Origin of the sequence: Pseudarthrobacter sp. L19, from assembly GCF_050859435.1 — a bacterium.
Classification (GTDB): Bacteria; Actinomycetota; Actinomycetes; order Actinomycetales; family Micrococcaceae; genus Arthrobacter.
Genome location: NZ_CP193935.1, coordinates 2,897,932 through 2,918,828, shown reverse-complemented (window position 1 = coordinate 2,918,828; position 20,897 = coordinate 2,897,932). Strand labels below are relative to the sequence as shown.

The 20,897-nt window shown below is 68.8% G+C and carries 18 protein-coding genes; 6 read left to right on the top strand and 12 right to left on the bottom strand.

From position 1 onward, the window contains the following. On the bottom strand, positions 1-756 hold the full coding sequence (gene recO / locus ACRQ5B_RS13945) for a DNA repair protein RecO (protein ID WP_432394825.1): 756 nt from the start codon (positions 754-756) through the stop codon (positions 1-3). A gap of 120 nt (positions 757-876) precedes the next feature. After that, a complete protein-coding gene (leuA, locus tag ACRQ5B_RS13940; RefSeq protein ID WP_432394822.1) occupies positions 877-2,616 on the bottom strand; it encodes a 2-isopropylmalate synthase in 1,740 nt (579 codons plus the stop codon). Between the two features lie 254 nt (positions 2,617-2,870). Here leuA and ACRQ5B_RS13935 point away from each other — a divergent pair, with 254 nt between their 5' ends. Continuing rightward, on the top strand, positions 2,871-4,823 hold the full coding sequence (locus ACRQ5B_RS13935) for a M13 family metallopeptidase (RefSeq protein ID WP_432394820.1): 1,953 nt from the start codon (positions 2,871-2,873) through the stop codon (positions 4,821-4,823). A 78-nt stretch (positions 4,824-4,901) separates the two neighbouring features. Here the strand turns inward: ACRQ5B_RS13935 and ACRQ5B_RS13930 are convergent, their stop codons facing one another. From ACRQ5B_RS13930 to ACRQ5B_RS13910, 5 genes are all read right to left on the bottom strand, one after another. After that, positions 4,902-6,473, bottom strand: a complete 1,572-nt coding sequence (locus ACRQ5B_RS13930) for an LCP family protein (protein ID WP_432394818.1) — start codon at positions 6,471-6,473, stop codon at positions 4,902-4,904. Between the two features lie 119 nt (positions 6,474-6,592). Beyond that, a complete protein-coding gene (gene era, locus ACRQ5B_RS13925) occupies positions 6,593-7,552 on the bottom strand; it encodes a GTPase Era (protein WP_377970444.1) in 960 nt (319 codons plus the stop codon). Continuing rightward, positions 7,536-8,867, bottom strand: a complete 1,332-nt coding sequence (locus tag ACRQ5B_RS13920; RefSeq protein ID WP_432394814.1) for a hemolysin family protein — start codon at positions 8,865-8,867, stop codon at positions 7,536-7,538. The genes era and ACRQ5B_RS13920 overlap by 17 nt, the downstream gene beginning before the upstream one ends. Next, complete coding sequence (gene ybeY / locus ACRQ5B_RS13915) at positions 8,864-9,337, bottom strand: rRNA maturation RNase YbeY (RefSeq protein WP_290257784.1); 474 nt, start codon at positions 9,335-9,337, stop codon at positions 8,864-8,866. The genes ACRQ5B_RS13920 and ybeY overlap by 4 nt, the downstream gene beginning before the upstream one ends. Continuing rightward, positions 9,334-10,422, bottom strand: a complete 1,089-nt coding sequence (locus tag ACRQ5B_RS13910; protein ID WP_432394811.1) for a PhoH family protein — start codon at positions 10,420-10,422, stop codon at positions 9,334-9,336. The genes ybeY and ACRQ5B_RS13910 overlap by 4 nt, the downstream gene beginning before the upstream one ends. Positions 10,423-10,912: 490 nt before the next feature. Between ACRQ5B_RS13910 and ACRQ5B_RS13905 the strand changes: the two genes are divergently transcribed. Next, positions 10,913-11,821, top strand: a complete 909-nt coding sequence (locus tag ACRQ5B_RS13905; protein ID WP_412883009.1) for a GerMN domain-containing protein — start codon at positions 10,913-10,915, stop codon at positions 11,819-11,821. 65 nt (positions 11,822-11,886) lie between these two features. On the opposite strand, the gene ACRQ5B_RS13900 is transcribed toward ACRQ5B_RS13905, so the two are convergent. The 3 genes from ACRQ5B_RS13900 to hrcA form a co-directional block, all read right to left on the bottom strand. Beyond that, complete coding sequence (locus ACRQ5B_RS13900; RefSeq protein WP_412883010.1) at positions 11,887-12,678, bottom strand: 16S rRNA (uracil(1498)-N(3))-methyltransferase; 792 nt, start codon at positions 12,676-12,678, stop codon at positions 11,887-11,889. Positions 12,679-12,680: 2 nt separating this feature from the next. Next, a complete protein-coding gene (gene dnaJ / locus ACRQ5B_RS13895; RefSeq protein WP_377970439.1) occupies positions 12,681-13,811 on the bottom strand; it encodes a molecular chaperone DnaJ in 1,131 nt (376 codons plus the stop codon). Positions 13,812-13,877: 66 nt separating this feature from the next. Then, the gene (hrcA, locus tag ACRQ5B_RS13890) at positions 13,878-14,891 is read right to left on the bottom strand and encodes a heat-inducible transcriptional repressor HrcA (RefSeq protein ID WP_432394806.1); all 1,014 of its coding nucleotides are present in this window, start codon (positions 14,889-14,891) and stop codon (positions 13,878-13,880) included. Between the two features lie 242 nt (positions 14,892-15,133). Between hrcA and ACRQ5B_RS13885 the strand changes: the two genes are divergently transcribed. Together ACRQ5B_RS13885 and ACRQ5B_RS13880 are read left to right on the top strand one after the other, a co-directional pair. After that, on the top strand, positions 15,134-15,991 hold the full coding sequence (locus ACRQ5B_RS13885) for a DUF3097 domain-containing protein (RefSeq protein ID WP_432394803.1): 858 nt from the start codon (positions 15,134-15,136) through the stop codon (positions 15,989-15,991). A 127-nt stretch (positions 15,992-16,118) separates the two neighbouring features. Next, positions 16,119-16,538 carry a DUF4870 domain-containing protein gene (locus ACRQ5B_RS13880; protein ID WP_432394801.1) on the top strand — a complete coding sequence of 140 codons (420 nt, stop codon included), beginning with the start codon at positions 16,119-16,121 and terminating at the stop codon, positions 16,536-16,538. 91 nt (positions 16,539-16,629) lie between these two features. On the opposite strand, the gene hemW is transcribed toward ACRQ5B_RS13880, so the two are convergent. Together hemW and lepA are read right to left on the bottom strand one after the other, a co-directional pair. Next, complete coding sequence (gene hemW / locus ACRQ5B_RS13875) at positions 16,630-17,868, bottom strand: radical SAM family heme chaperone HemW (protein ID WP_432394799.1); 1,239 nt, start codon at positions 17,866-17,868, stop codon at positions 16,630-16,632. A 2-nt stretch (positions 17,869-17,870) separates the two neighbouring features. Further along, on the bottom strand, positions 17,871-19,724 hold the full coding sequence (gene lepA / locus ACRQ5B_RS13870) for a translation elongation factor 4 (RefSeq protein WP_290257776.1): 1,854 nt from the start codon (positions 19,722-19,724) through the stop codon (positions 17,871-17,873). 170 nt (positions 19,725-19,894) lie between these two features. Here lepA and ACRQ5B_RS13865 point away from each other — a divergent pair, with 170 nt between their 5' ends. Together ACRQ5B_RS13865 and rpsT are read left to right on the top strand one after the other, a co-directional pair. Beyond that, positions 19,895-20,440 (top strand): type II toxin-antitoxin system PemK/MazF family toxin, encoded by a 546-nt coding sequence (locus tag ACRQ5B_RS13865; protein WP_432394795.1) that lies wholly within the window; start codon positions 19,895-19,897, stop codon positions 20,438-20,440. Between the two features lie 185 nt (positions 20,441-20,625). After that, the gene (gene rpsT, locus ACRQ5B_RS13860) at positions 20,626-20,886 is read left to right on the top strand and encodes a 30S ribosomal protein S20 (RefSeq protein WP_290257774.1); all 261 of its coding nucleotides are present in this window, start codon (positions 20,626-20,628) and stop codon (positions 20,884-20,886) included. Positions 20,887-20,897: the final 11 nt, after the last annotated feature.

Below are 20,897 nucleotides of genomic sequence, written 5' to 3'. Positions count from 1 at the left end.
TCAGGTTCGCTCCACATGCTTGAGGGATTTGAGGACACGCTCCAGGTGCCACTGCAGGTAACTGGCCACCAGGCCGGCCGCCTCACGGCGGTGGAGGGCCACGGATGCGTCCGCGGCGGACCAGTCTCCGGTCAGCAGGGCGCCGAGGAGGACAACGGTTTCCGGCGCCGGCGCGGGCGATCCGGGCGGACGGCAGGCCGGGCAGACCATCCCGCCCAGGGGTGCCGAGAAAGCCGTGTGCGGCCCCGGTGCCCCGCAGCGGGCGCAGTCGGTGAAGCTGGGGGCCCAGCCTCCGGTGGACAGCGCGCGGAGCAGGTAGGAATCGAGGATCAGTTCCGGGGCGTGGTCGCCGCGGCTCAGCGACGCCAGCGCCCCGACCAGCAGGTTGTACTGCGCGGTGCCGGCCTCGCCGTCGACGTCGGTGAGCTTCTCGGCGGTTTCCGTCATGGCCGCGGCCACCGTGTAGCGGCCGTAGTCGGCCGCGATGCCGGTCCCGTAGGCGCCCTTCGCGACGGCCTGGGTGACCACGTCCAGGGTACGGCCCGAGATCAGCTGCAGGTCCGCGACCATGAAGGGTTCCAGCCGGGCGCCGAAGCGGCTGCTGGTGCGGCGGACCCCCTTGGCGACGGCGCGGACCTGGCCGTGGTGCTTGGTCAACAGCGTGATGATCCGGTCGGCCTCGCCGAGCTTATGGGTGCGCAGGACGACGGCGTCGTCCCGGTAGGCGCGCGCGGCGTAGGAGGATGGTTGGGCCACAGTTTTATCTTCGCACTGACTTCGCGTAATCGCCGCCACGGGCCGTCCGCACCGCGGGAACAGCGCTGCGCCGCCGGAGTCTCCGACGGCGCAGCGGCAGGGCGGGCGGGCTGTTGCGGTTTAGCCGCGGGCGTCCCGGATGGCGCGGTTGACGGCGGAGATGACGGCCTTCAGCGAGGCCATCGAGGTGTTGGCGTCGATGCCGACGCCCCAGAGGACCCGCTCGCCGACGGCGCATTCGACGTACGCGGCGGCCTGGGCGCTGCCGCCCTCGGACAGGGCGTGCTCGCTGTAGTCCAGGACGCGGACGTCAACGCCGTCCTCGCGGAGGATGCTCAGCAGCGCCGCGATCGGGCCGTTGCCGGTGCCGGTGCGGCGCAGGGGCTTCCCGTCGACCTTCAGCGCGGCGGTGAGGGTCATGGTGCCGTCCTCGTCCGACTCGGTGCTGACCGCGCCGAGCGCGTAGCGGCCCCACTGGCCCTCGGCGGCCGAGGAGGGCAGGTACTCATCCTGGAACACCTGCCACAGCTGGGCGCCGCTGACCTCGCCGCCCACGGCGTCCGTGCGGCGCTGGATGACGCCGGAGAACTCGATCTGGGCCCGGCGCGGCAGGTCCAGGTTGTGCTCGTTCTTCAGCAGGTAGGCCACGCCGCCCTTGCCGGACTGCGAGTTCACCCGGATCACGGCCTCGTAGCTGCGGCCCAGGTCCTTGGGGTCGACCGGCAGGTACGGGACCTGCCATTCGTAGTCGGCCACGTCCTTGCCGGCGGCGGCGGCGTCGCGCTCCAGGGCCTCCAGGCCCTTCTTGATGGCGTCCTGGTGGGAACCGGAGAAGGCGGTGAAGACCAGGTCCCCGCCGTACGGTGTGCGCTCGGCCACCGGCAGCTGGTTGCAGTATTCGACCGTGCGGCGGACCTCATCGATGTCGGAGAAGTCGATCATCGGGTCGATGCCCTGGACGAACATGTTCAGGCCCAGGGTCACCAGGTCCACGTTGCCGGTCCGCTCGCCGTTGCCGAACAGGCAGCCCTCGATCCGGTCCGCGCCGGCCAGGTGACCCAGTTCGGCGGCGGCGACGCCGGTGCCGCGGTCGTTGTGCGGGTGCAGGGAGAGGATGATCCCCTCGCGCGGGTGCAGGTGGCGGCTCATCCACTCGATCGAGTCTGCGTAAACGTTGGGGGTGGCCATCTCGACGGTCGCGGGCAGGTTGATGATCACCTGGCGGTCCGCGGAGGCTTCGAAGACGTCGGCGACGGCGTTGCAGACGCGCACGGCGTACTCCAGCTCGGTCCCGGTGAAGGATTCGGGCGAGTACTCGTAGGTGATGTGCGTGTCGGCGAGGGTTTCCTCGTACTTCTTGCACAGCCGGGCACCCTGCAGGGCGATGTCCAGGATGCCGTCCTCGTCCTGGTTGAACACCACGCGGCGCTGCAGGACCGACGTCGAGTTATAGAGGTGCACGATCGCCTGCTTGGCGCCTACCAGGGATTCGTAGGTCCGCTCGATCAGGTGCTCGCGGGCCTGGGTCAGGACCTGGATGGTGACATCGTCGGGGATGTGGTTGCCTTCGATGAGCTGGCGGACGAAGTCGAAGTCCGTCTGCGAGGCGGACGGGAAGCCGACCTCGATTTCCTTGTAGCCCATCCGGACCAGCAGGTCGAACATCTTCATCTTTCGGGCCGGGCTCATGGGATCGATCAGGGCCTGGTTGCCGTCGCGGAGATCCACGGCGCACCAGCGCGGGGCCTTGGTGATGACCTTGTCCGGCCAGGTCCGGTCCGGCAGTTCGACCGTGATCAGGTCCTGGAACGGGACGTAGCGGTGGACCGGCATACCTGAGGACTGCTGTGCGTTTCGCATTACTTATCGGGGCCTTTTCTGTGATTCCTGATGAAAGGGTGGCCGGGCAACACAAACTCCGCAGCGAGGTTTGGCCTTGCGCTAGATCGCGTCTGAGGCCCCGCCGCGGCAGCTAAGAAGAAGCAGTTCTGCACGCACATTTTCACGATAACACGGTGCGTAAGATGAAGGAGCGATACCCCCAGCAACGTCCACCATGCAGACGCCGGCCCGGTCATCACGCCCGAGGCGGCGCCTGAACAGAAGGAGCCGCAGTGCCGCTTTCCGGGATTGACCAGTCCACCATCGACGCCGCCGTCCGGCCGCAGGACGACCTGTACCGCCACTTCAACGGCGCGTGGCTGAAGTCCGCCACCATCCCCGACGACCGGCCGCTGGACGGAGCCTTCACGGCGCTGCGGGACGGCGCGGAGCTCGCCGTTCAGGAGATCATCGTGGCCGCCGGCAACCGTGGCGGGGACGCCGGCGGCATCGAGCGGAAGATCGGCGACCTCTACAACAGCTTCATGGACGAGGACGCCGCCGAGGCCAAGGGCGCCGAACCAATCCGGGAGCGGCTGGCCGACGTGGCCGCCACCGGGTCCGTCGCCGAGCTGCTGCGGCTGGCCGGCCGCCTGTTCCGGGCCGACGTGTCCGGACTGTTCTACATCTACCCGGCCCCCGACGCCGGAAACCCGGACCGGATCCTGCTCTACACCGGGCAGGCCGGCCTGGGCCTGCCGGATGAGTCGTACTATCGGGAGGAACAGTTCGCCGCCACGGTCACGGCCTACCGGGAGCACGTGCGCACCATGCTGCAGCTGGCCGGCGTCGCGGACGCGGAGGCCGCCGCAGGGCGCGTGGTGGAACTGGAAACGGCCCTGGCCTCCCACCACTGGGACAAGGTGTCCCTGCGCGATCCGCAGAAGACCTACAACCTCAAGACCGCCGACGAGGTGGCCGGGATCTTCCCGCTCATGAACGACTGGTTCGACGCGGCCGGCATCGACGCGGACAAGCGCGCCGAGCTGGTGGTCAGCACCCCGGACTTCTTCACCGGCGCGGCGTCACTGCTGGAGACGGTGCCGCTGGGCACCTGGCAGGAGTGGCTGGCGATGCGCGTCGTCAGCGCCGCGGCCCCGTACCTGTCCTCGGCATTCGTGGACGCCAACTTCGCGTTCTACGGCACCACTCTCAGCGGCACCCCGCGGAACCGGGACCGCTGGAAGCGCGGCGTCGCCGTCGTCGAGGCCGCCCTGGGTGAGGCCGTGGGGCAGATCTACGTGGCCCGGCACTTCCCGGAGTCGCACAAAGAACGCATGCGGGTCCTCGTGGGGAACCTGATCGAGGCCTACCGCGAGTCGATCACCGGCCTGGCGTGGATGGGCGAGGACACCAAGCAGGAGGCGCTGAAGAAGCTGGACGCCTTCCGGCCTAAGATCGGCTACCCGGAGAAGTGGATCGACTACTCCGCCGTCGTGATCGACAAGGACGACCTGCTCGGCAACGTGGAGCGCGCGCACAACGCCGACGTCGACCGGCACCTGGACGAGGTGGGCAAGCCCGTGGACCGGGAGAAGTGGCTGATGACCCCGCAGACGGTCAACGCCTACTACCACCCGCTGCTGAACGAGATCGTCTTCCCGGCCGCGATCCTGCAGCCGCCGTTCTTCACCGCGGACGCGGACGACGCCGTCAACTACGGCGGCATCGGCGCGGTCATCGGGCACGAAATCGGCCACGGCTTCGACGACCAGGGCTCCCAGTACGACGGCGCCGGCCTGCTGCGCAACTGGTGGACCGAGGCGGACCGCGGCGCGTTCGAGGCCCTCACCTCGAAGCTGGTGGCCCAGTTCGACGCCCTCTCCCCCGCCGAGGCCGCCGGCCGGCACGTCAACGGCAAGCTGACCCTCGGCGAAAACATCGGCGACCTCGGCGGCCTCACCATCGCCTACAAGGCCTACCTGATCAGCCTCGGCGGCCAGGAGGCCCCCGTACTGGACGGCCTGACCGGGGCGCAGCGGTTCTTCGCATCCTGGGCGGCGGTCTGGCGCCAGGTGATCCGCAGCGAGGAGGCCATCAAGCGGCTCGCCACGGACCCGCACTCCCCCAACGAGTTCCGCACCAACGAGATCGCCCGGAACCTGGCCGCCTTCCACGAGGCGTTCGCGACCACGGAACGGGACGGCATGTGGCTCGCCCCCGCGGAGCGCGTCAGCATCTGGTGAGCTGACAGGCACGTGAATGCAGACGGAGGCCCGGGCGTTGACGCCCGGGCCTCCTCCGTACCTGCCGTGTCCGTCCGGTCAGCGGACGATCATGGCGGGGTTGACCTGCTGGCAGACCGTGTCTCCGGCCGTCTGGTTCACGATGTCCGGCGGCAGTTGCGGGGACGCGGAGGTGGACGTCTCCGCACCGGCCGCGTAGTCGGCCCCGAGGTAGGCCTGGACGCCGGTGACGTTCGCCGCGGGCAGGACCTTCGAAGACGGGACGCCCAGCAGGGCGGCGACGTCCGCGGCGACGTCCGCGAAGTTCCCGCCGTAGTACACGACGGTGGACGCGACGGCGGGCGCGGTGAACTGCGCGGTCTGGGTGAAGCCGGCGGCGTTGAGGACAGCCACCGCCTTCGCGGCATTGGCCGCGTTGGAGCTGCCGTTGGCGACCGTGACCGGTTGCGCGGCCTTGTTGTAGGCGGCGGCGCTCGTGGCGGCCGGCGCGGGAGCGGACGACGCCGGATCGGTGGCCCCCGCGGTGGGGGCGGCCGAGGCCGGAGCCTTCGGGTCGGTCAGGTCGACGTCGCTGCGGAGGGCGGCGAAGAGCTGGGACGCCGCGGGTTCGGCAAGTTGCAGCCGGTTGGGATCCGAGGCGGCCGGTTCGGTGGGGGTGGCGACGAAGGCGACCTTGCCGATGTCGATGTTCTTAAGCCGGTTGCCGACGGTGAGCAACGTGGGCACGGAGGCCAGGCCATCGTCCACCGTGAGGTTCTTGGTGATCGCGTCGGCGATGCCGAGCATCCGGCCCGGGTTCGTCAGGGTGCCGTCGTCCTTGATCTTCCGGACCAGTGAGGACAGGAAGCCCTGCTGGGCCTTGATCCGGCCGAGGTCGCCGCCGTCGCCGAACGCGTGCCGGGTCCGGACGAAGGAGAGGGCCTGCTCGCCCTGGACCTTGGAGGTGCCCTTGGGCAGCCGCAGGCCGGAATCGGGATCATAGACGGCATCGCTGACGCAGACGTCCACACCGCCGACGGTGTTGGAGAGTTCCTTGACGGAGTTGAAGTCGGCCATCATAAAGTGGTCGATCTCGAGGCCGGTGAGCTTGTTGACGGTGTCCACCGCGCAGCCGATGCCCGCCTCGGACATGGCCGAATTGATCATGGCCTGGCGCTGGGCCGGGTATTCCTTCTTGGTCTTCTGGTCCACGCACTTGGGGATGTCCACCAGGAGGTCGCGGGGGAAGCTGATGACGCTGACGCGCTTGTTGTCCGCGGAGATGTCCATCATCATCATCACGTCGGAGTGGCCGTAGCCCGCGGAGTCCTCGGCGCTGCCGTACTCGGAGTTCTTGCCGTCGCGGGTGTCCGAGCCCAGGATCAGGATCTGCATCCGGTCCGTCGCCTCGTTAACGGCCTCCTCGGTGCGGCCGTTGCCGGCGCCGAGGGCCTGCTTGCTGATGTTCCCCTGCAACCGGATGAACCAGTAGGACCCGAACGCGATAACGCCCACCAGGAGCACGGAGATCACGATGGTCGTGGCCTTCAGCCAGGTGGGGGTCCGGTGCGTTGCGCCCAGGTGCCGGGCGGGCCCGACGGGGGTCATCCGCGTGCCGGGCAGCGGCGCCTGACCGGGCCGGTGGAACGGTCCCGTCTGAACGGTTGTCACGGGGTCGAACCACGGATGGTGCCTTCCTTCGCGGAGTGGGTCTACCCATTTTAGTGCCCCGCGGCGGAAAAGCAGTGACCGGCCCCCGCCCTCCGCGGGTTGGGGCCGGCCGGGGAGGGTCAGAAGCCCAGCTTCACCAGCTGCTTCGGGTCCCGCTGCCAGTCCTTTGCGACCTTCACGTGCAGGTCCAGGTAGATCCGGGCGCCCAGCAGCGCCTCGATGCCCTTGCGCGCGTTGGTGCCGACTTCCCGGAGCCGGGCGCCGCCCTTGCCGATGATGATGGCCTTCTGCGAGGGCCGTTCGACGTACAGGTTGACCCGGACGTCCAGGAAGGGCCGGTCCTCGGGACGGTCCTCGCGCGGCACGATTTCCTCCACGACGACGGCCAGGGAGTGCGGCAGCTCGTCGCGGACGCCCTCGAGTGCGGCCTCGCGGATCAGTTCGGCGATCATCACGGCCTCGGGCTCGTCCGTGAGGTGGCCGTCCGGGTAGAGCGGGGGCGACGGCGGCATGTGGCTGATCAGCACGTCCGCGACCGTGTCCACCTGGAAACCGTCGGCGGCGGAGACGGGGACGATGTCCTTCCAGCCCTCCTCCCCGAGGACCTCGCGGCCCAGGGCGGCGACGGCGAGCAGCTGCTCGGTGAGGGCCTGCCGGTCCACGGTGTCCGCCTTCGTGACCAGCGCGATCACGGGTTTGCGGCCGAGGGCCGCCAGCTGGGCGGCGATGAATTTGTCGCCGGGGCCGATCTTCTCGTTCGCCGGGAGGCAGAAGCCGATCGCATCGACCTCGGCCAGGGTGTCCGCTACGAGTTCATTCAGGCGCTTGCCGAGCAGGGTGCGGGGCCGGTGCAGGCCCGGGGTGTCCACCAGGACCAACTGCGAGTCCTCGCGGTGCACGATCCCGCGGATTGTGTGGCGGGTGGTCTGCGGCTTAGCCGAGGTGATGGCCACCTTCTGGCCCACCAGGGCGTTGGTCAGGGTGGACTTTCCGGCGTTGGGGCGTCCCACCAGCACCGCGAACCCGGCCCGGTACCCGCCGTAGGGCGCTCCGCCGTCGGACTTATTCTGCTTGCTCACGTGGAACTCCCTGTTGCATTGTGTCGGCCTCGTCGAGTAGCTCTCCAAGGTCAGTGTCTTCCTTTGGCGCGGCCGCCGCAATGACGTGGCTGACGCGGTTCCGACGGCCCTCGAGCCGGTCGGCGCGGAGGGTTACGCCGTCTACCGTGACGGTGCTTCCCACGATCGGGACGCGGCCCAGGGCCTTCGCGAGCAGGCCGCCCACGGTGTCCACCTCGTCGTCGTCGAGCTCCAGGTCGAAGAGCTCGCCCAGGTCGTCGATGCTCATCTTGGCGCTGACCCGGTAGGTACCGTCGCCCAGCTCCACGGCCTCGGCGGACTCCGTGTCGTACTCGTCCACGATCTCGCCGACGAGTTCCTCGATCAGGTCCTCCAGAGTGACCAGGCCGGCGGTGCCGCCGTATTCGTCGATGACGATGGCCACGTGGGTGGACTCCTTCTGCAGCTCGCGCAGCAGTTCGCTCACGGGCTTGGAGTCGGGGACGTAGCGCACCTCGCGGGCCAGGGCGTCCACCGCGGGAGGTTCGACGCCGGGTTCCAGGTTGTGGATCACGGCGGCGACGTCCTTGAGGTAGACGATGCCGAGGACCTGGTCGGTGCTCTCACCGATCACGGGGATCCGCGAATAACCTGAACGGAGGAACAGGGACATGGCCCGGTGCAGGCTGGAGCCGGAATCGATGGTGAGGATGTCCGTGCGGGGCACCATCACGGCGCGGACCAGGGTGTCGCCGAAGTCAAAGACGGACTGGATCAGTTCCGCCTCGTCGTTCTCGATCACCTCGGATTCGCTGGCGCGTTCCACGAGTTCGCGGAACTCCTCCTCGCTGAAGAACGCCTCGTTGTCCGCCGGGGCGCCGGGGGCGACCGCGCTGCCCAGGGTGACCAGCCAACCCGGGATGGGGCCGAGCACCCAGCAGAGCCAGCGGATCAGCGGCGCGGAGAAGCGCACCAGCCCGGCGGAGTGCACACGGCCCAGCTGGCGCGGGGAAACGCCCACGATCACGAAGCCGAGGATCGCCATGATGCCGGTGGCGATCAGGCCGGCCAGCCAGACGTTGTCCAGCACGCTGTGCAGCAGCACCGTCACGGCCACGGCGGAGGCCATCTCGAACCAGATCCGCCAGAACCGCAGGGCGCGCATGTGCGCCACCGGCTGGGCGAGGATCCGTTTGAGGGCGGTGCCGCGGCTGTTCAGCACCGCCGCCTCGGCGTCGTGCCGTGGAAGGTAGTTGAAGGCTGCCTCGGCCGCGGTCAGGAGCGCGGCAAAAGTCAGGAAGACCAGCGACATGCCGGCCAGGATCAGTGGGGTCACTGAATCGTCTCTGCCGGGGCTTCCCGGCCGGTGAAGCCGGAGAGGAGTTCGCGCTGCAGGCCGAACATCTCTTCCTTCTCCTCCGGCTCGGCGTGGTCGAAGCCGAGCAGGTGCAGGATGCCGTGCGTGGTGAGCAGCAGCATCTCGTCCTGGGTGGAGTGGCCGGCGTTCTGGGCCTGGATCTCGGCGACCTGCGGGCAGATGGCGATGTCACCGAGCATGCCCTGCGGGGTGGGCTTGTCCGGGGTGCCGGGGGTCAGTTCGTCCATCGGGACGGAGAGGACGTCGGTGGAACCCGGCTCGTCCATCAGCTCGATGTGAAGCTTTTCCATCGCGGGCTCGTCCACCAGCAGGATGGACAGCTCCGCCTGCGGGTGGATAAAGAGGCGTTCGAAGACGTACCGGGCCAACGCCACCAGCTCGGCCTCGTCGACGGCGATGCCGGATTCGTTGTTGACCTCGATGCTCATGCGTGTTCTCCCCGCTTGTCCCGGGCGACGGAGTGCTTGACCCGGTTTCGTTGTGCTTCGTCCCAGACGCTGTAGGCGTTGACGATATCGCCCACCAGCCGGTGCCGGACGACGTCGGCGGCGTCCAGGACGGAAAAGTTGACGTCCTCGATGCCCTGCAGGATGTCCTCGACGATCCGCAGGCCGGACCGGGTGCCGAACGGCAGGTCCACCTGGGTGATGTCGCCGGTGACCACCATCTTGGAGCCGAAACCCAGGCGGGTCAGGAACATCTTCATCTGCTCCGGCGTCGTGTTCTGGGCCTCGTCTAGGATGATGAAGGCGTCGTTAAGCGTCCGGCCGCGCATGTACGCCAGCGGGGCCACCTCGATGGTGCCGGCGGCCATCAGGCGCGGGATGGACTCCGGGTCCATCATGTCGTGCAGCGCGTCGTAGAGCGGCCGCAGGTAGGGATCGATCTTGTCGCTCAGCGTTCCGGGCAGGAAGCCGAGCCGCTCGCCGGCCTCGACGGCGGGGCGGGTGAGGATGATCCGGCTGACTTCCTTCTGCTGCAGCGCCTGCACGGCCTTGGCCATGGCCAGGTAGGTCTTGCCGGTGCCTGCGGGGCCGATGCCGAAGATCACGGTGTTCGCATCGATGGCGTCCACGTAGTTCTTCTGGTTCAGCGTCTTGGGCCGGATGGTCTTGCCGCGGCTGGAGAGGATGTTGGTGGTCAGCACCTCCACCGGGTTCTGCAGCGACTGGCTGCGGAGCATGGAGACCAGCTGCTGCAGGACGGCCGGGGTGATCACCGTGCCGCGGGCCACCAGCCCGCGCACCTCGTTCAGGAGCCGCATAATCCGGGGGACGTCCGCCGGCGGGCCACTGATGGAGAGCTCGTTGCCGCGGACGTGGAAGTCGACGCCGGGGTACTGCGATTCGATGAAGCGCAGCGCCTCGTCGTGGCTGCCCAGGGACTGCACCATCTGGCCCGAGTTCTCGAAGACCACGACCTCCGTCCGCACGCCTGGGACGGAGTGGGGAAATTCCCCGGTGGTGCGTTCGCCCGAGGTGGTCCGGGCCTTGCCGTTGGCTGCTTCAGTCATGGTGATGGCCCGCGGGCCTCTGGTTCCCTCCAGCTCGAATATGCTTCGTCGCCGCCGCTCCCGTCTGGCCGCCGTGAGGTGCGGCGTCGCCGGGTCCGGCGGTCCTCCCATCTTACGTCAGGAGACCGCCGCCGTGCCGCGCTCCCGGCCCGGCCGGACGGGCCACCCCAACACCGGACCGTCGTCGTCTCCGGCCGCTTCCGAGAAGCCTTTTCGACGCATCTTCGACGGCCCCTCGACCCCTCGAGGGATGCGGTTAGCGGGCTTTAGGTATCAACTTCATATCGGCCTCATATCGTTCCCGTTGCAGTTTGTTCGGGCGCCCCGCTTCCCCGCCGGCGGAAACCTCCCCTGTGCCATGCTGGATTGGGCCTATCGGTCACGACCGGCAACGGCCCGCACACAGACGACCTCAGGGAGAGGGAGCACCGCAATCGGCAACAAGGGCGCCAGCAGTCAGGGCACGAGGACCGCGACAGCGGCACGGCGCATGCGCCGCGGCCTGCTGCTGTTCGTGCTGCCCGCGTCCCTGGTGCTCTCCGGTTGCGTCGCCAACCCCCGGCAGGACATCACCGACGCCGGCTCCCCCACGCAGACGGTGCCGGGACCCGCGGACGGGACCACCGCCACGAGCGCCCCGCTGGAATCCGCGCAGGCCTCCAACAAGGCCCCGGTGTACTGGATCGGCCGCAGCAACAACAACGTCTTCCTCTACCGCGAATTCCGCGACGTCTCCGAGGACGACAACCCCGTGACCCGCGCGTTGCGGGTGATGATGTCCCAGAAGCCCCTGGACCCTGACTTCTTCACCCCGTGGCAGAACCCCCGCAAGCTCGCCACCTCGATCTCCGGCAAGAACACCATCACGGTGGACGTGTCCTCCGACGCGTTCAACAGCAACCTCGACGCCGACATGGCCGAGCGCGCCATCCAGCAGCTGGTCTACACGGCCACCGCCGCCGCTGCCAGCGCCGGCCTCACGGACTCCGGGCAGCAGATCCAGGTGGTCATCCTGGTGGACGGCCACACCGACTATGTCGCGTTCAACCGGGTCCGGCTGGGCGCGCCCACCTCCCGCAGCGCCGGCATGGTGGCGCCGGTGTGGATCATCGACCCGCAGGAGGGCACCACCGTGGCCGACGGCGCGGTGAAGATCTCCGGCCGCAGCACATCACCGGGCGGGAAGCTCCGCTGGGAGATCCAGAAGGTCGACGGCACCGCCAAGACCCCGTACCAGAGCGGCATGATGACCGCGGCCGCGGATGCCCAGCAGTCGGGCCTGTTCAGCTTCACCCTCAACTTGGGGCCGGGCAGCTACGAGGCGCGGGTCGCGCAGGTGGACGCGAACGGCAAGGCCACCGACCTCAACGTCGACACCCGCGGCTTCACGGTTAAATAGCCGGGTAAATAGCCCCGTCAAATAGCACGGTCAAATAGACCGCTAAGCCGCCAGCCGGGTAGCCGCTACCAGCGGCCCAGGACGTCGCTGGCCAGCACGGTCGCCGCGGGCCCGGCGGTGGAGGACCGCAGCACGTGGTGCCCCAGCAGCGCGGTCACGGCCCCCGCATCACAGAGCCGGGTAACCTCCCGCGGGCTGATCCCGCCCTCCGGTCCGACAATCATCAGCACCTCGCGCGGCGCCGCGGCGTCGTCCGCGCTACCAACGCTCTCCTGCCAGTCGGCCAGCACACGGCGCAGGGGCCGGACGGCGTCCTCGTGCAGGATCACTGCCAGCCCGGCGGATGCCACCGTGTCGGCCACGGCCGCCTGCAGCGAGCCGCCGTCCACCGCGGCGCGGACCTCGGGGATCCAGGCCCGGCGGGCCTGCTTCGCCGCCGCCGTCACCACGGACTGCCACTTGGCGTGCGCCTTCGCGGCACGCTCGGGCTTCCAGCGGACGATCGACCGTTCGGCCTGCCACGGGACGACGGCGTCGATCCCCAGCTCGGTCGCGGTCTCGGCCGCGAGTTCATCCCGGTCGCCCTTCGCCAGGGCTTGCACCAGAATGAGCCGCACCGCCGGGCGCGGCTCATCGTTGACCGCGGCGCACTCGAGCGTCAGCTCCTGGGGCCCGGCGGCGGTGACCGTGCCGGTGATCCGGCGGCCGGCGCCGTCGGCGATGTCGACCTGCTCCCCCGCCGTGAGGCGTTTGACCGTGACGGCGTGCCGCGCCTCGGCGCCGTCCAGCACGAAGGTGGAGCCGGGGGCCTGGTGGTCCAGGGTTCCGGCGGGGGTGAAGAAGACCGGGTTGCTCACCGCTACAGGTTACCGAGGCGGTCCCGCAGCTTGGCGAAGACCCCGCCGCTGGCGGCCAGCTTGCCCTCGGTGAACTGTTCGCCGCGGAGCTTGGCCAGCTGGCGCATCAGGTCTTCCTGGGCGGCGTCGAGCTTGGCGGGGGTCTCGACCTGGAGGTGGACCTTGAGGTCCCCGCGGCCGTAGCCGCGCAGGTGGGTGACGCCGAGGCCGCGCAGGGTGATGACCTCGCCGGACTGGGTGCCGCTCTTGACGTCGATTTCCTGCTGGCCGTCGAAGGTGTCCAGGGTCAGCTCGGTGCCGAGGGCAGCGGCCGTCATCGGAATGGTGAGGCTGGCGTGCAGGTCGTCGCCCTCGCGGACGAAGGTCGCGTCGTTGTTGACCCGGATCTCCACGTACAGGTCGCCCGAGGGGCCGCCCGCCGGGCCGGCCTCGCCCTGGCCGGAGAGCTGAATCCGGGTGCCGGTGGCGACGCCGGCGGGGACCTTGACGGTCAGGGACCGGCGGCTGCGGATCCGGCCCTGGCCGGCGCACTCGTTGCAGGGATCCTTGATGACGGTGCCGAAGCCCTCGCAGCTGCCGCAGGGGGCGGTGGTCATGACCTGGCCCAGGATGGAGCGGACCGGGCGCTGGACCTGGCCGCTGCCGCCGCAGATGTCGCAGCGTTCCGGGTGGCTGCCCTCGCGGCAGCAGGAGCCCTCACAAGTGGGGCAGGTGACGGCGGTGTCCACCTCGAGCTTCTTGTTGACGCCGAAGACGGCGTCGCGCAGCTCGATCCGGACGCTGATCAGCGCGTCCTGGCCGCGGCGGACGCGGGAGGCCGGGCCGCCGGCTCCGGCGGCGCCGCCGAAGAAGGTCTCAAAGATGTCTTGGAACGCGAAGCCCTGGCCGGCGTAGCTGCCGCCGCCGAAGCCGTTGTCCGTGCCGTTCTCGTTGCCGGTGGTGTCGTAGACGCGGCGCTTCTGCGGGTCGGAGAGCACCTCGTAGGCGTGGGTGACCGCCTTGAAGCGCTCGGACGCGTCCTCGCCCGGGTTAACGTCCGGGTGCAGGGTCCGCGCGAGTTTGCGGTAGGCCTTCTTGATTTCCTCGCCGGTTGCTTCGCGGGAGACTCCAAGAACGTCGTAGTGGCTGCTCAAAGTGTGTATCTCTTCCTTTTTGTACTGCCGGTGCTGGGCGACAAGACTGGTGGTGGATCCGGCCGGTCAGGGGCCGAGGATCCGTGAAAGGTAGCGGGCCACCGCGCGGACGGCGGCCATGGTGGTGGGGTAATCCATCCGGGTGGGGCCGAGGATGCCCACCTTGGCGGTGGCGTCCGGTCCGTACCCGGTGGCCACCACGGAGGCCTCGGAGAGCCCGTCATAGGGGTTCTCCCGACCAATGCTGACGGTCACGCCGCGGGGGTCCTCCGCCATGTCCGAGAGCAGCCGGAGCATGACCACCTGCTCCTCGAGGGCCTCGAGGACGGGGCCGATGCTCAGCGGAAAGTCAACGTTGGAGCGGGCCAGGTTGGCCGTGCCGGCCATGACCATCCGCTCCTCGCGGCTGCTGGCGGCCAGCGCCTCAAGTCCGCGGGCCAGCGCCTGGGCGGCGCCGCGGCGGGCGGGGGCGGTGCTGTCGACGACGTCGGGCAGGGTCTGCGGGAGCAGGCTCAACGGGGTGCCGCCCAGCCGGCCGAGGAAGACTCCCCGCAGCTCGGCGAGGGTCTCGTCGCCAAGGTCCTGGCCGACGTCGATGACGCGCTGTTCGACCTTGCCGGTGTCAGCGATAAGCACTGCCAGCACTTTCCGCGGTGCCAGCAACACGAACTCGATGTGCCGCACCCGGGCCCGGCTGAGCAGCGGGTACTGCACCACGGCCACCTGGTTGGTCAGTTGCGCCAGCAGGCGCACCGTCCGGTCCAGGACGTCGTCGAGGTCCTCTGAGCCCTCCAGCAGGGCCTGGATGGCCCGCCGCTCCGCCGGGGACAGCGGCTTGACCGCGGAGATGCGGTCCACGAAGAGCCGGTAGCCCTTGTCCGTGGGGATCCGGCCGGCGCTGGTGTGCGGGGCGGTGATCAGCCCCTCGTCTTCCAGCGCGGCCATGTCGTTGCGGATCGTTGCGCTGGAGACGCCCAGGTGGTGGCGTTCCACCAGCGCCTTGGAGCCCACGGGTTCACGGGAATGGACGTAGTCCTCCACGATGGCGCGCAGCACTTCGAGTTTGCGTGGTTCGCTCACGCCGCACCTCCAATCGAGCCTCAACCGTCAACCGGCGCCCGCCGCCCGGAAGAACCCGGGGGTTAGCACTCGGCATGCCTCAGTGCTAACCAGTCTAATATGTCCGGCCGCGTTGTTAGCATTGGATTCGCTCCGGGCGTGACCGTGGCAACCCGGGCGGCTGCCCGGCGCGGCCGGCCACCTACCCGGCCCTATGCAGTTCCCGTTGCAGTTCCGCCCCGATGCAAAGCAGTGTGTAACCGATGTCCTTCCAGAACTGGGGCCCGCAAGACCTCACCGCCCCCGCCCCCTCCCAGCTGCCCGAGGTCCCGGTGCAGCGCGGCATGGTCCTCGAGGACGTGCAGTCCGGCTGGGTGGGTGCCGTCACGCGGGTGGAGAAGTCCGGCGGCATGCACGTCGTGGCACTCGAGGACCGGCGCGGGAAGTCCCGGACCTTCCGCCTCGGCTACGGCTTCCTCTTGGAGGGCCGGCCCATCCGGCTGATGCCGCCGGCACCCCGGGCGGCCGCTGGACCGGCGGCCGGGACGCGCACGGCGTCCGGCTCGCTTCGCGTGGAAGGCCAGCGGGCGCAGGTGGCCAAGGCCAGCCGGATCTGGGTTGAGGGCAAGCACGACGCCGAACTGGTCGAGAAGGTCTGGGGCGACGACCTCCGGGTCGAGGGCATCGTCGTCGAGCCCCTGCACGGCATCGACGATCTCGCCGCCGCGGTCAAGGACTTCCGCCCGGGTCCCGGCCGCCGCCTCGGCGTCCTGGTGGACCACCTGGTGGCCGACTCCAAGGAGTCCAGGATCGCCGAGGCCGTCATGGCCTCCCCCGGCGCCCGCGGCAACGTCCTGATCGTCGGCCATCCCTACATCGACGTCTGGCAGGCCATCCGGCCGTCCGTGCTGGGCATCGAACGCTGGCCGGTGATCCCCCGCGGCGTGGACTGGAAGACCGGCATCCTGACCGCTTTCGGCTGGCCGCACAGCACCAAGGAGGACATCGGTTTGGGCTGGCAGAAACTCCTCGGCGCCGTCCGCAGCTACGCCGACCTGGAACCCTCGCTGCTGGGCCGGGTGGAGGAGGTCATCGACTTCCTCACCGCCCCGGGACAGTAGGGTCCGTCCGGCGAGGTGGCGGGCGACGGCGCCCAAGCAAGTATTCTTGATACGGTGGCCGCCACGTTTTGGCGGTGGCCGCGCCCGCACAGGTACCAACGCTCCACCGCAATCCAAAGGACGAAACGTGGCAGAAGACGCACGCGAACACACGGACCCCCAGGCCGGTTACGGCCAGTCGCAGTACCATGGCGTTCCCGCAAATGCGCTTCCCCTGACCGCCAGCGAGGACCGTCAGTGGGCCACCCTGTCGCACTTCGGCGGCATCCTCGGCTGCATCCCGTCGCTGCTGATCTACCTGATCTTCAAGGACCGCGGACCGTTTACCGCCCAGGAGTCCAAGGAGGCGCTGAACTTCACCCTGCCGCCGACGATCGCGGCCGTGGTAGCCAACCTTCTGGTGTTCATCCCCGTGGTGGGCAACCTGTTCGCTGTCCTGGCCACGGTCATCTGGATCGCACTGGCCTGCTTTTCCGTGGCTGCCGGCATCCACGTCAACCGTGGCCAGCCGCACCGCTACGAGTTCAACCTTCGCTGGATCAAGTAGCGCCGGTTCCCACAACGCTGACGGGCACCCCGGGATTTCTCCCGGGGTGCCCGTTTTTGTCTGGTGTGTGCGGTTCGTTGGCCCGGCGGGGTCAGTCCGGCAGCAGGCGGCGGACGACGGCGTCGGCCAGGAGGCGTCCCTTCAGCGTGAGGACCAGCCGGCCGCGGAAGGCCTGTGCCGGTTCCACGAGCCCATCGGCGATCAATCCCGCGACCGCGTGCCGGCCGGTTTCCTCCAGTCCGCCCAGGCTGGGGATGTCCAGGCCTGAGACCAGCCGCGCCTCCAGCATGATGCGCTCGATATTGCGGGTCTCCGGGTCCAGGGTATCCCGCCCGGCCGCCGGGGAGGCGCCGGAGTCCAGCCGCGCCGCGTAGGCGACGGGGTGCTTGACGTTCCACCAGCGGACCCCGCCGACGTGCGAGTGGGCCCCCGGCCCGATACCCCACCAGTCGTCACCACGCCAGTAGGCGAGGTTGTGGCGGCAGGCCTGCTCCGGCGTCGCCGCCCAGTTGCTGACCTCGTACCAGCCCAGCCCGGCAACGGAAATGAGCTCGTCGGCCAGTTCGTACTTGGCCGCGTGGTCGTCGTCGTCGATCCCCGGGACCTCGCCGCGGCGGATCTGGGCGGCGAGCTTCGTGCCCTCCTCGACGATCAGGGCGTAGGCGCTGATGTGGTCCGGGCGGTAGGACAGGGCCGTCTCCAGCGAGTGGCGCCAGTCCTCCAGCGACTCGCCGGGCGTGCCGTAGATCAGGTCGAGGCTGACGGCCAGCCCGGCCTCCCTGGCCCATTCGACCACCAGAGGCACCCGGCTGGGCGTGTGGGTCCGGTCCAGGACCTTGAGGACGTGCGGCACGGCGGACTGCATCCCGAAAGACACGCGGGTGAAGCCGGCGTCGGCCAGCAGCTGCAGGGACTCGCGGGTCACCGAGTCCGGGTTCGCCTCGGTGGTCACCTCGGCGCCGGGGGCCAGGCCCCAGGTGTCGATTGCGGCACGCAGGATGCGGGCCAGGTCTTCCGCGGGAAGCAGGGTGGGGGTGCCGCCGCCGAAGAAGACGGTGCTCAGCGGACGCTCCGGCAGCCCGGAGGCAGTCAGGGCGCGGGCCGCGAACCCGACCTCCGCCACGGCGGTCTCGGCATAGGCATCTTGGGACGCCCCGCCGCCGAGTTCCGTGGCGGTGTAGGTGTTGAAGTCGCAGTAGCCGCAGCGCACCGCGCAGAACGGGATGTGGACGTAAAGCCCGAAGGCCCGGCCCCCGGCGCCCTCCAGCGCCTGGGCGGGCAACAGCCCGTCCGACGGCGCGGGGTCGCCGAGGGGTAGTGCGCTTGGCATGGTTACTTCTTGGCCTTGTCCTTGGATTCTTCCGTGGTCAGGGCGGCGATGAACGCCTCCTGCGGCACCTCGACGCGGCCCACCATCTTCATGCGCTTCTTGCCTTCCTTCTGCTTCTCGAGCAGTTTGCGCTTTCGGGTGATGTCACCGCCGTAGCACTTGGCGAGCACGTCCTTGCGGATGGCGCGGATGCTCTCGCGGGCGATGATGCGGGAGCCGATGGCGGCCTGGATGGGCACCTCGAACTGCTGCCGCGGGATCAGTTCACGCAGCTTGCCGGTCATCATCACACCGTAGGCGTAGGCCTTGTCCCGGTGGGTGATGGCGCTGAACGCGTCCACCTGCTCGCCCTGGAGCATGATGTCGACCTTGACCAGGTCGGCGACCTGGTCGCCGTCGGCCTTCCAGTCCAGCGAGCCGTAGCCGCGGGTGCGGGACTTGAGGATGTCGAAGAAGTCGAAGACGATCTCGGCCAGCGGGAGCCGGTAGCGGATTTCGACGCGGTCCTCGGAGAGGTAGTCCATGCCGCCCATGACGCCGCGGCGGCTCTGGCAGAGCTCCATGATGGCGCCGACAAACTCGTTCGGCGCGAGGATGGTCGCTGAGACCATCGGTTCGCGGACCTCGGCCACCTTGCCCGTGGGGTACTCGCTGGGGTTGGTCACGTGGATGACCTTCTTGTCCTCCAGCGTGACCTCGTACTCGACGTTCGGGGCGGTGGAGATCAGGTCCAGGTTGTATTCGCGTTCCAGCCGTTCCCGGGTGATTTCCAGGTGCAGCAGGCCCAGGAAGCCCACGCGGAAGCCGAAGCCCAGCGCGGCGGAGGTCTCCGGTTCGTAGACCAGCGCGGCGTCGTTGAGCATCAGCTTCTCGAGTGCATCGCGCAGCACCGGGTAGTCGGTGCCGTCCAGCGGGTAAAGACCGGAGAAAACCATCGGCTTTGCATCCGCGTAGCCGGCCAGCGACTGCGTGGCGGGCTTGGCCATGTTGGTGACGGTGTCGCCCACCTTGGACTGGCGGACGTCCTTCACGCCGGTGATCAGGTAGCCCACCTCGCCGACGCCCAGGCCCTTGGACGGCGTGGGCTCCGGGGAGCTGACACCGATCTCCAGGAGTTCGTGGGTGGCCCGGGTGGACATCATCTGGATGCGTTCGCGGGGGTGGAGCATGCCGTCGACGACGCGGACGTAGGTCACCACGCCGCGGTAGGTGTCATATACCGAGTCGAAGATCATGGCCCGGGCGGGGGCATCGGGATCGCCGACCGGGGCGGGCAGGTCGCGGACAATCTTGTCCAGGAGGGCCTCGACGCCGGCGCCGGTCTTGCCTGAGACCCGCAGCACGTCCTCCGGGTCACCGCCGATCAGGTTGGCGAGTTCCTCGGCGTACTTCTCCGGCTGGGCGGCCGGCAGGTCGATCTTGTTCAGGACCGGAATGATGGTGAGGTTGTTTTCCATCGCCAGGTAGAGGTTGGCGAGGGTCTGCGCCTCAATGCCCTGCGCGGCGTCGACCAGCAGCACGGCGCCCTCACAGGCGGCCAGGGACCGGGACACCTCATAGGTGAAGTCGACGTGGCCGGGGGTATCGATCATGTTCAGCGCGTAGCTGGTGCCCTCGAGCTCCCACGGCATCCGGACGGCCTGCGACTTGATGGTGATGCCGCGCTCACGTTCGATGTCCATGCGGTCCAGGTACTGGGCCTTCATGTCACGGGACTGGACGATGCCGGTGAACTGGAGCATCCGGTCGGCCAGCGTGGACTTGCCGTGGTCAATGTGCGCAATGATGCAGAAGTTCCGGATGAGGGCCGGATCTGTTGCGGCAGGCACCGGGGCGGTGCGGGCCATGGGAGACACGCAGGGTCCTAACTCTTGGCTGAACTGGTGAAGGTTTTGTCCGCGGGCTGAACAGCCGGCGTTGCGCCGTGCTGCCGAAGGCCGCAATTCTCGTCCCCTTAGTCTCCCACGTCCCGGCGCTTGGGTCTGCATTCCGGCCCGCCCGGACCCGGCGCCGGTAGGGTTTGCCCATGGCATTGAACCTTCGTTCCCTCGGCAAGGCCGTCCGCGGCACGCTCCGCTTCCTGGGCATCGGCGGCGCGCCTGCCGCTCCCCCGGCACGGCGACGCCCGGCCGGGACACCTGCAGGTCCGCGCCGCGGCGGACCCGTTGGCGGCGCCTATCCCGGTGACTTCCGCGGCAAGGCCACGGTCAAGTACGCGCCGAAAGCCAATGGGGTGCCCGAGCCCGGGGAGATCGTCTGGACCTGGGTGCCGTTCGAGGAGGACCACAGCCAGGGCAAGGACCGCCCCGTGCTGCTGGTGGGAACAAAGGGACGGTATCTCCTTGGCCTGATGCTCACCAGCAAGGACCACGACGGCGACCCGCGGCGGGCCGCGAACTACGTCGACATCGGCACCGGGCCGTGGGACCGGCAATGGCGGCCCAGCGAGGCGCGGCTGGACCGGGTCCTGCAGATCGACCCCGCGGCCGTCCGCCGGGAGGGTGCCATTCTGGACGCCGGCAGGTTCCGCGGAGTGGCCACGGCGCTCCGCGACCGGCAGGGCTGGTCCTGACGGCAATCTTGCCGCTGTGCATTTCGTCATCGAACAGCCGTTTCTGCTACTATTGACAGCTGTGTGTCCGTGCAGGTCGACGGCCACAGATGGTTGGTCGCCATAGGTATCCCCACGCCGCTCAGTCAATGGCCAATCTGAAAGCCCTCTAGACCATTTTCCGCATTGAAAAAGAGAGTTCACACGTGGCTAATATCAAGTCCCAGAAGAAGCGCATCCTGACCAACGAAAAGGCTCGCCTGCGCAACAACGCAGTCAAGTCCGAGCTGAAGACGGCCATCCGCGCCGTCAACACCGCCGTTGCGTCCGACGACAAGGATGCCGCGTCTGCTGCACTGGTTTCCGCCAGCCGGAAGCTCGACAAGGCTGTCAGCAAGGGTGTTCTGCACAAGAACAACGCTGCAAACCGCAAGTCGGCGATCTCCAAGAAGGTCAACGCACTCTAAGGTTTTCCAGT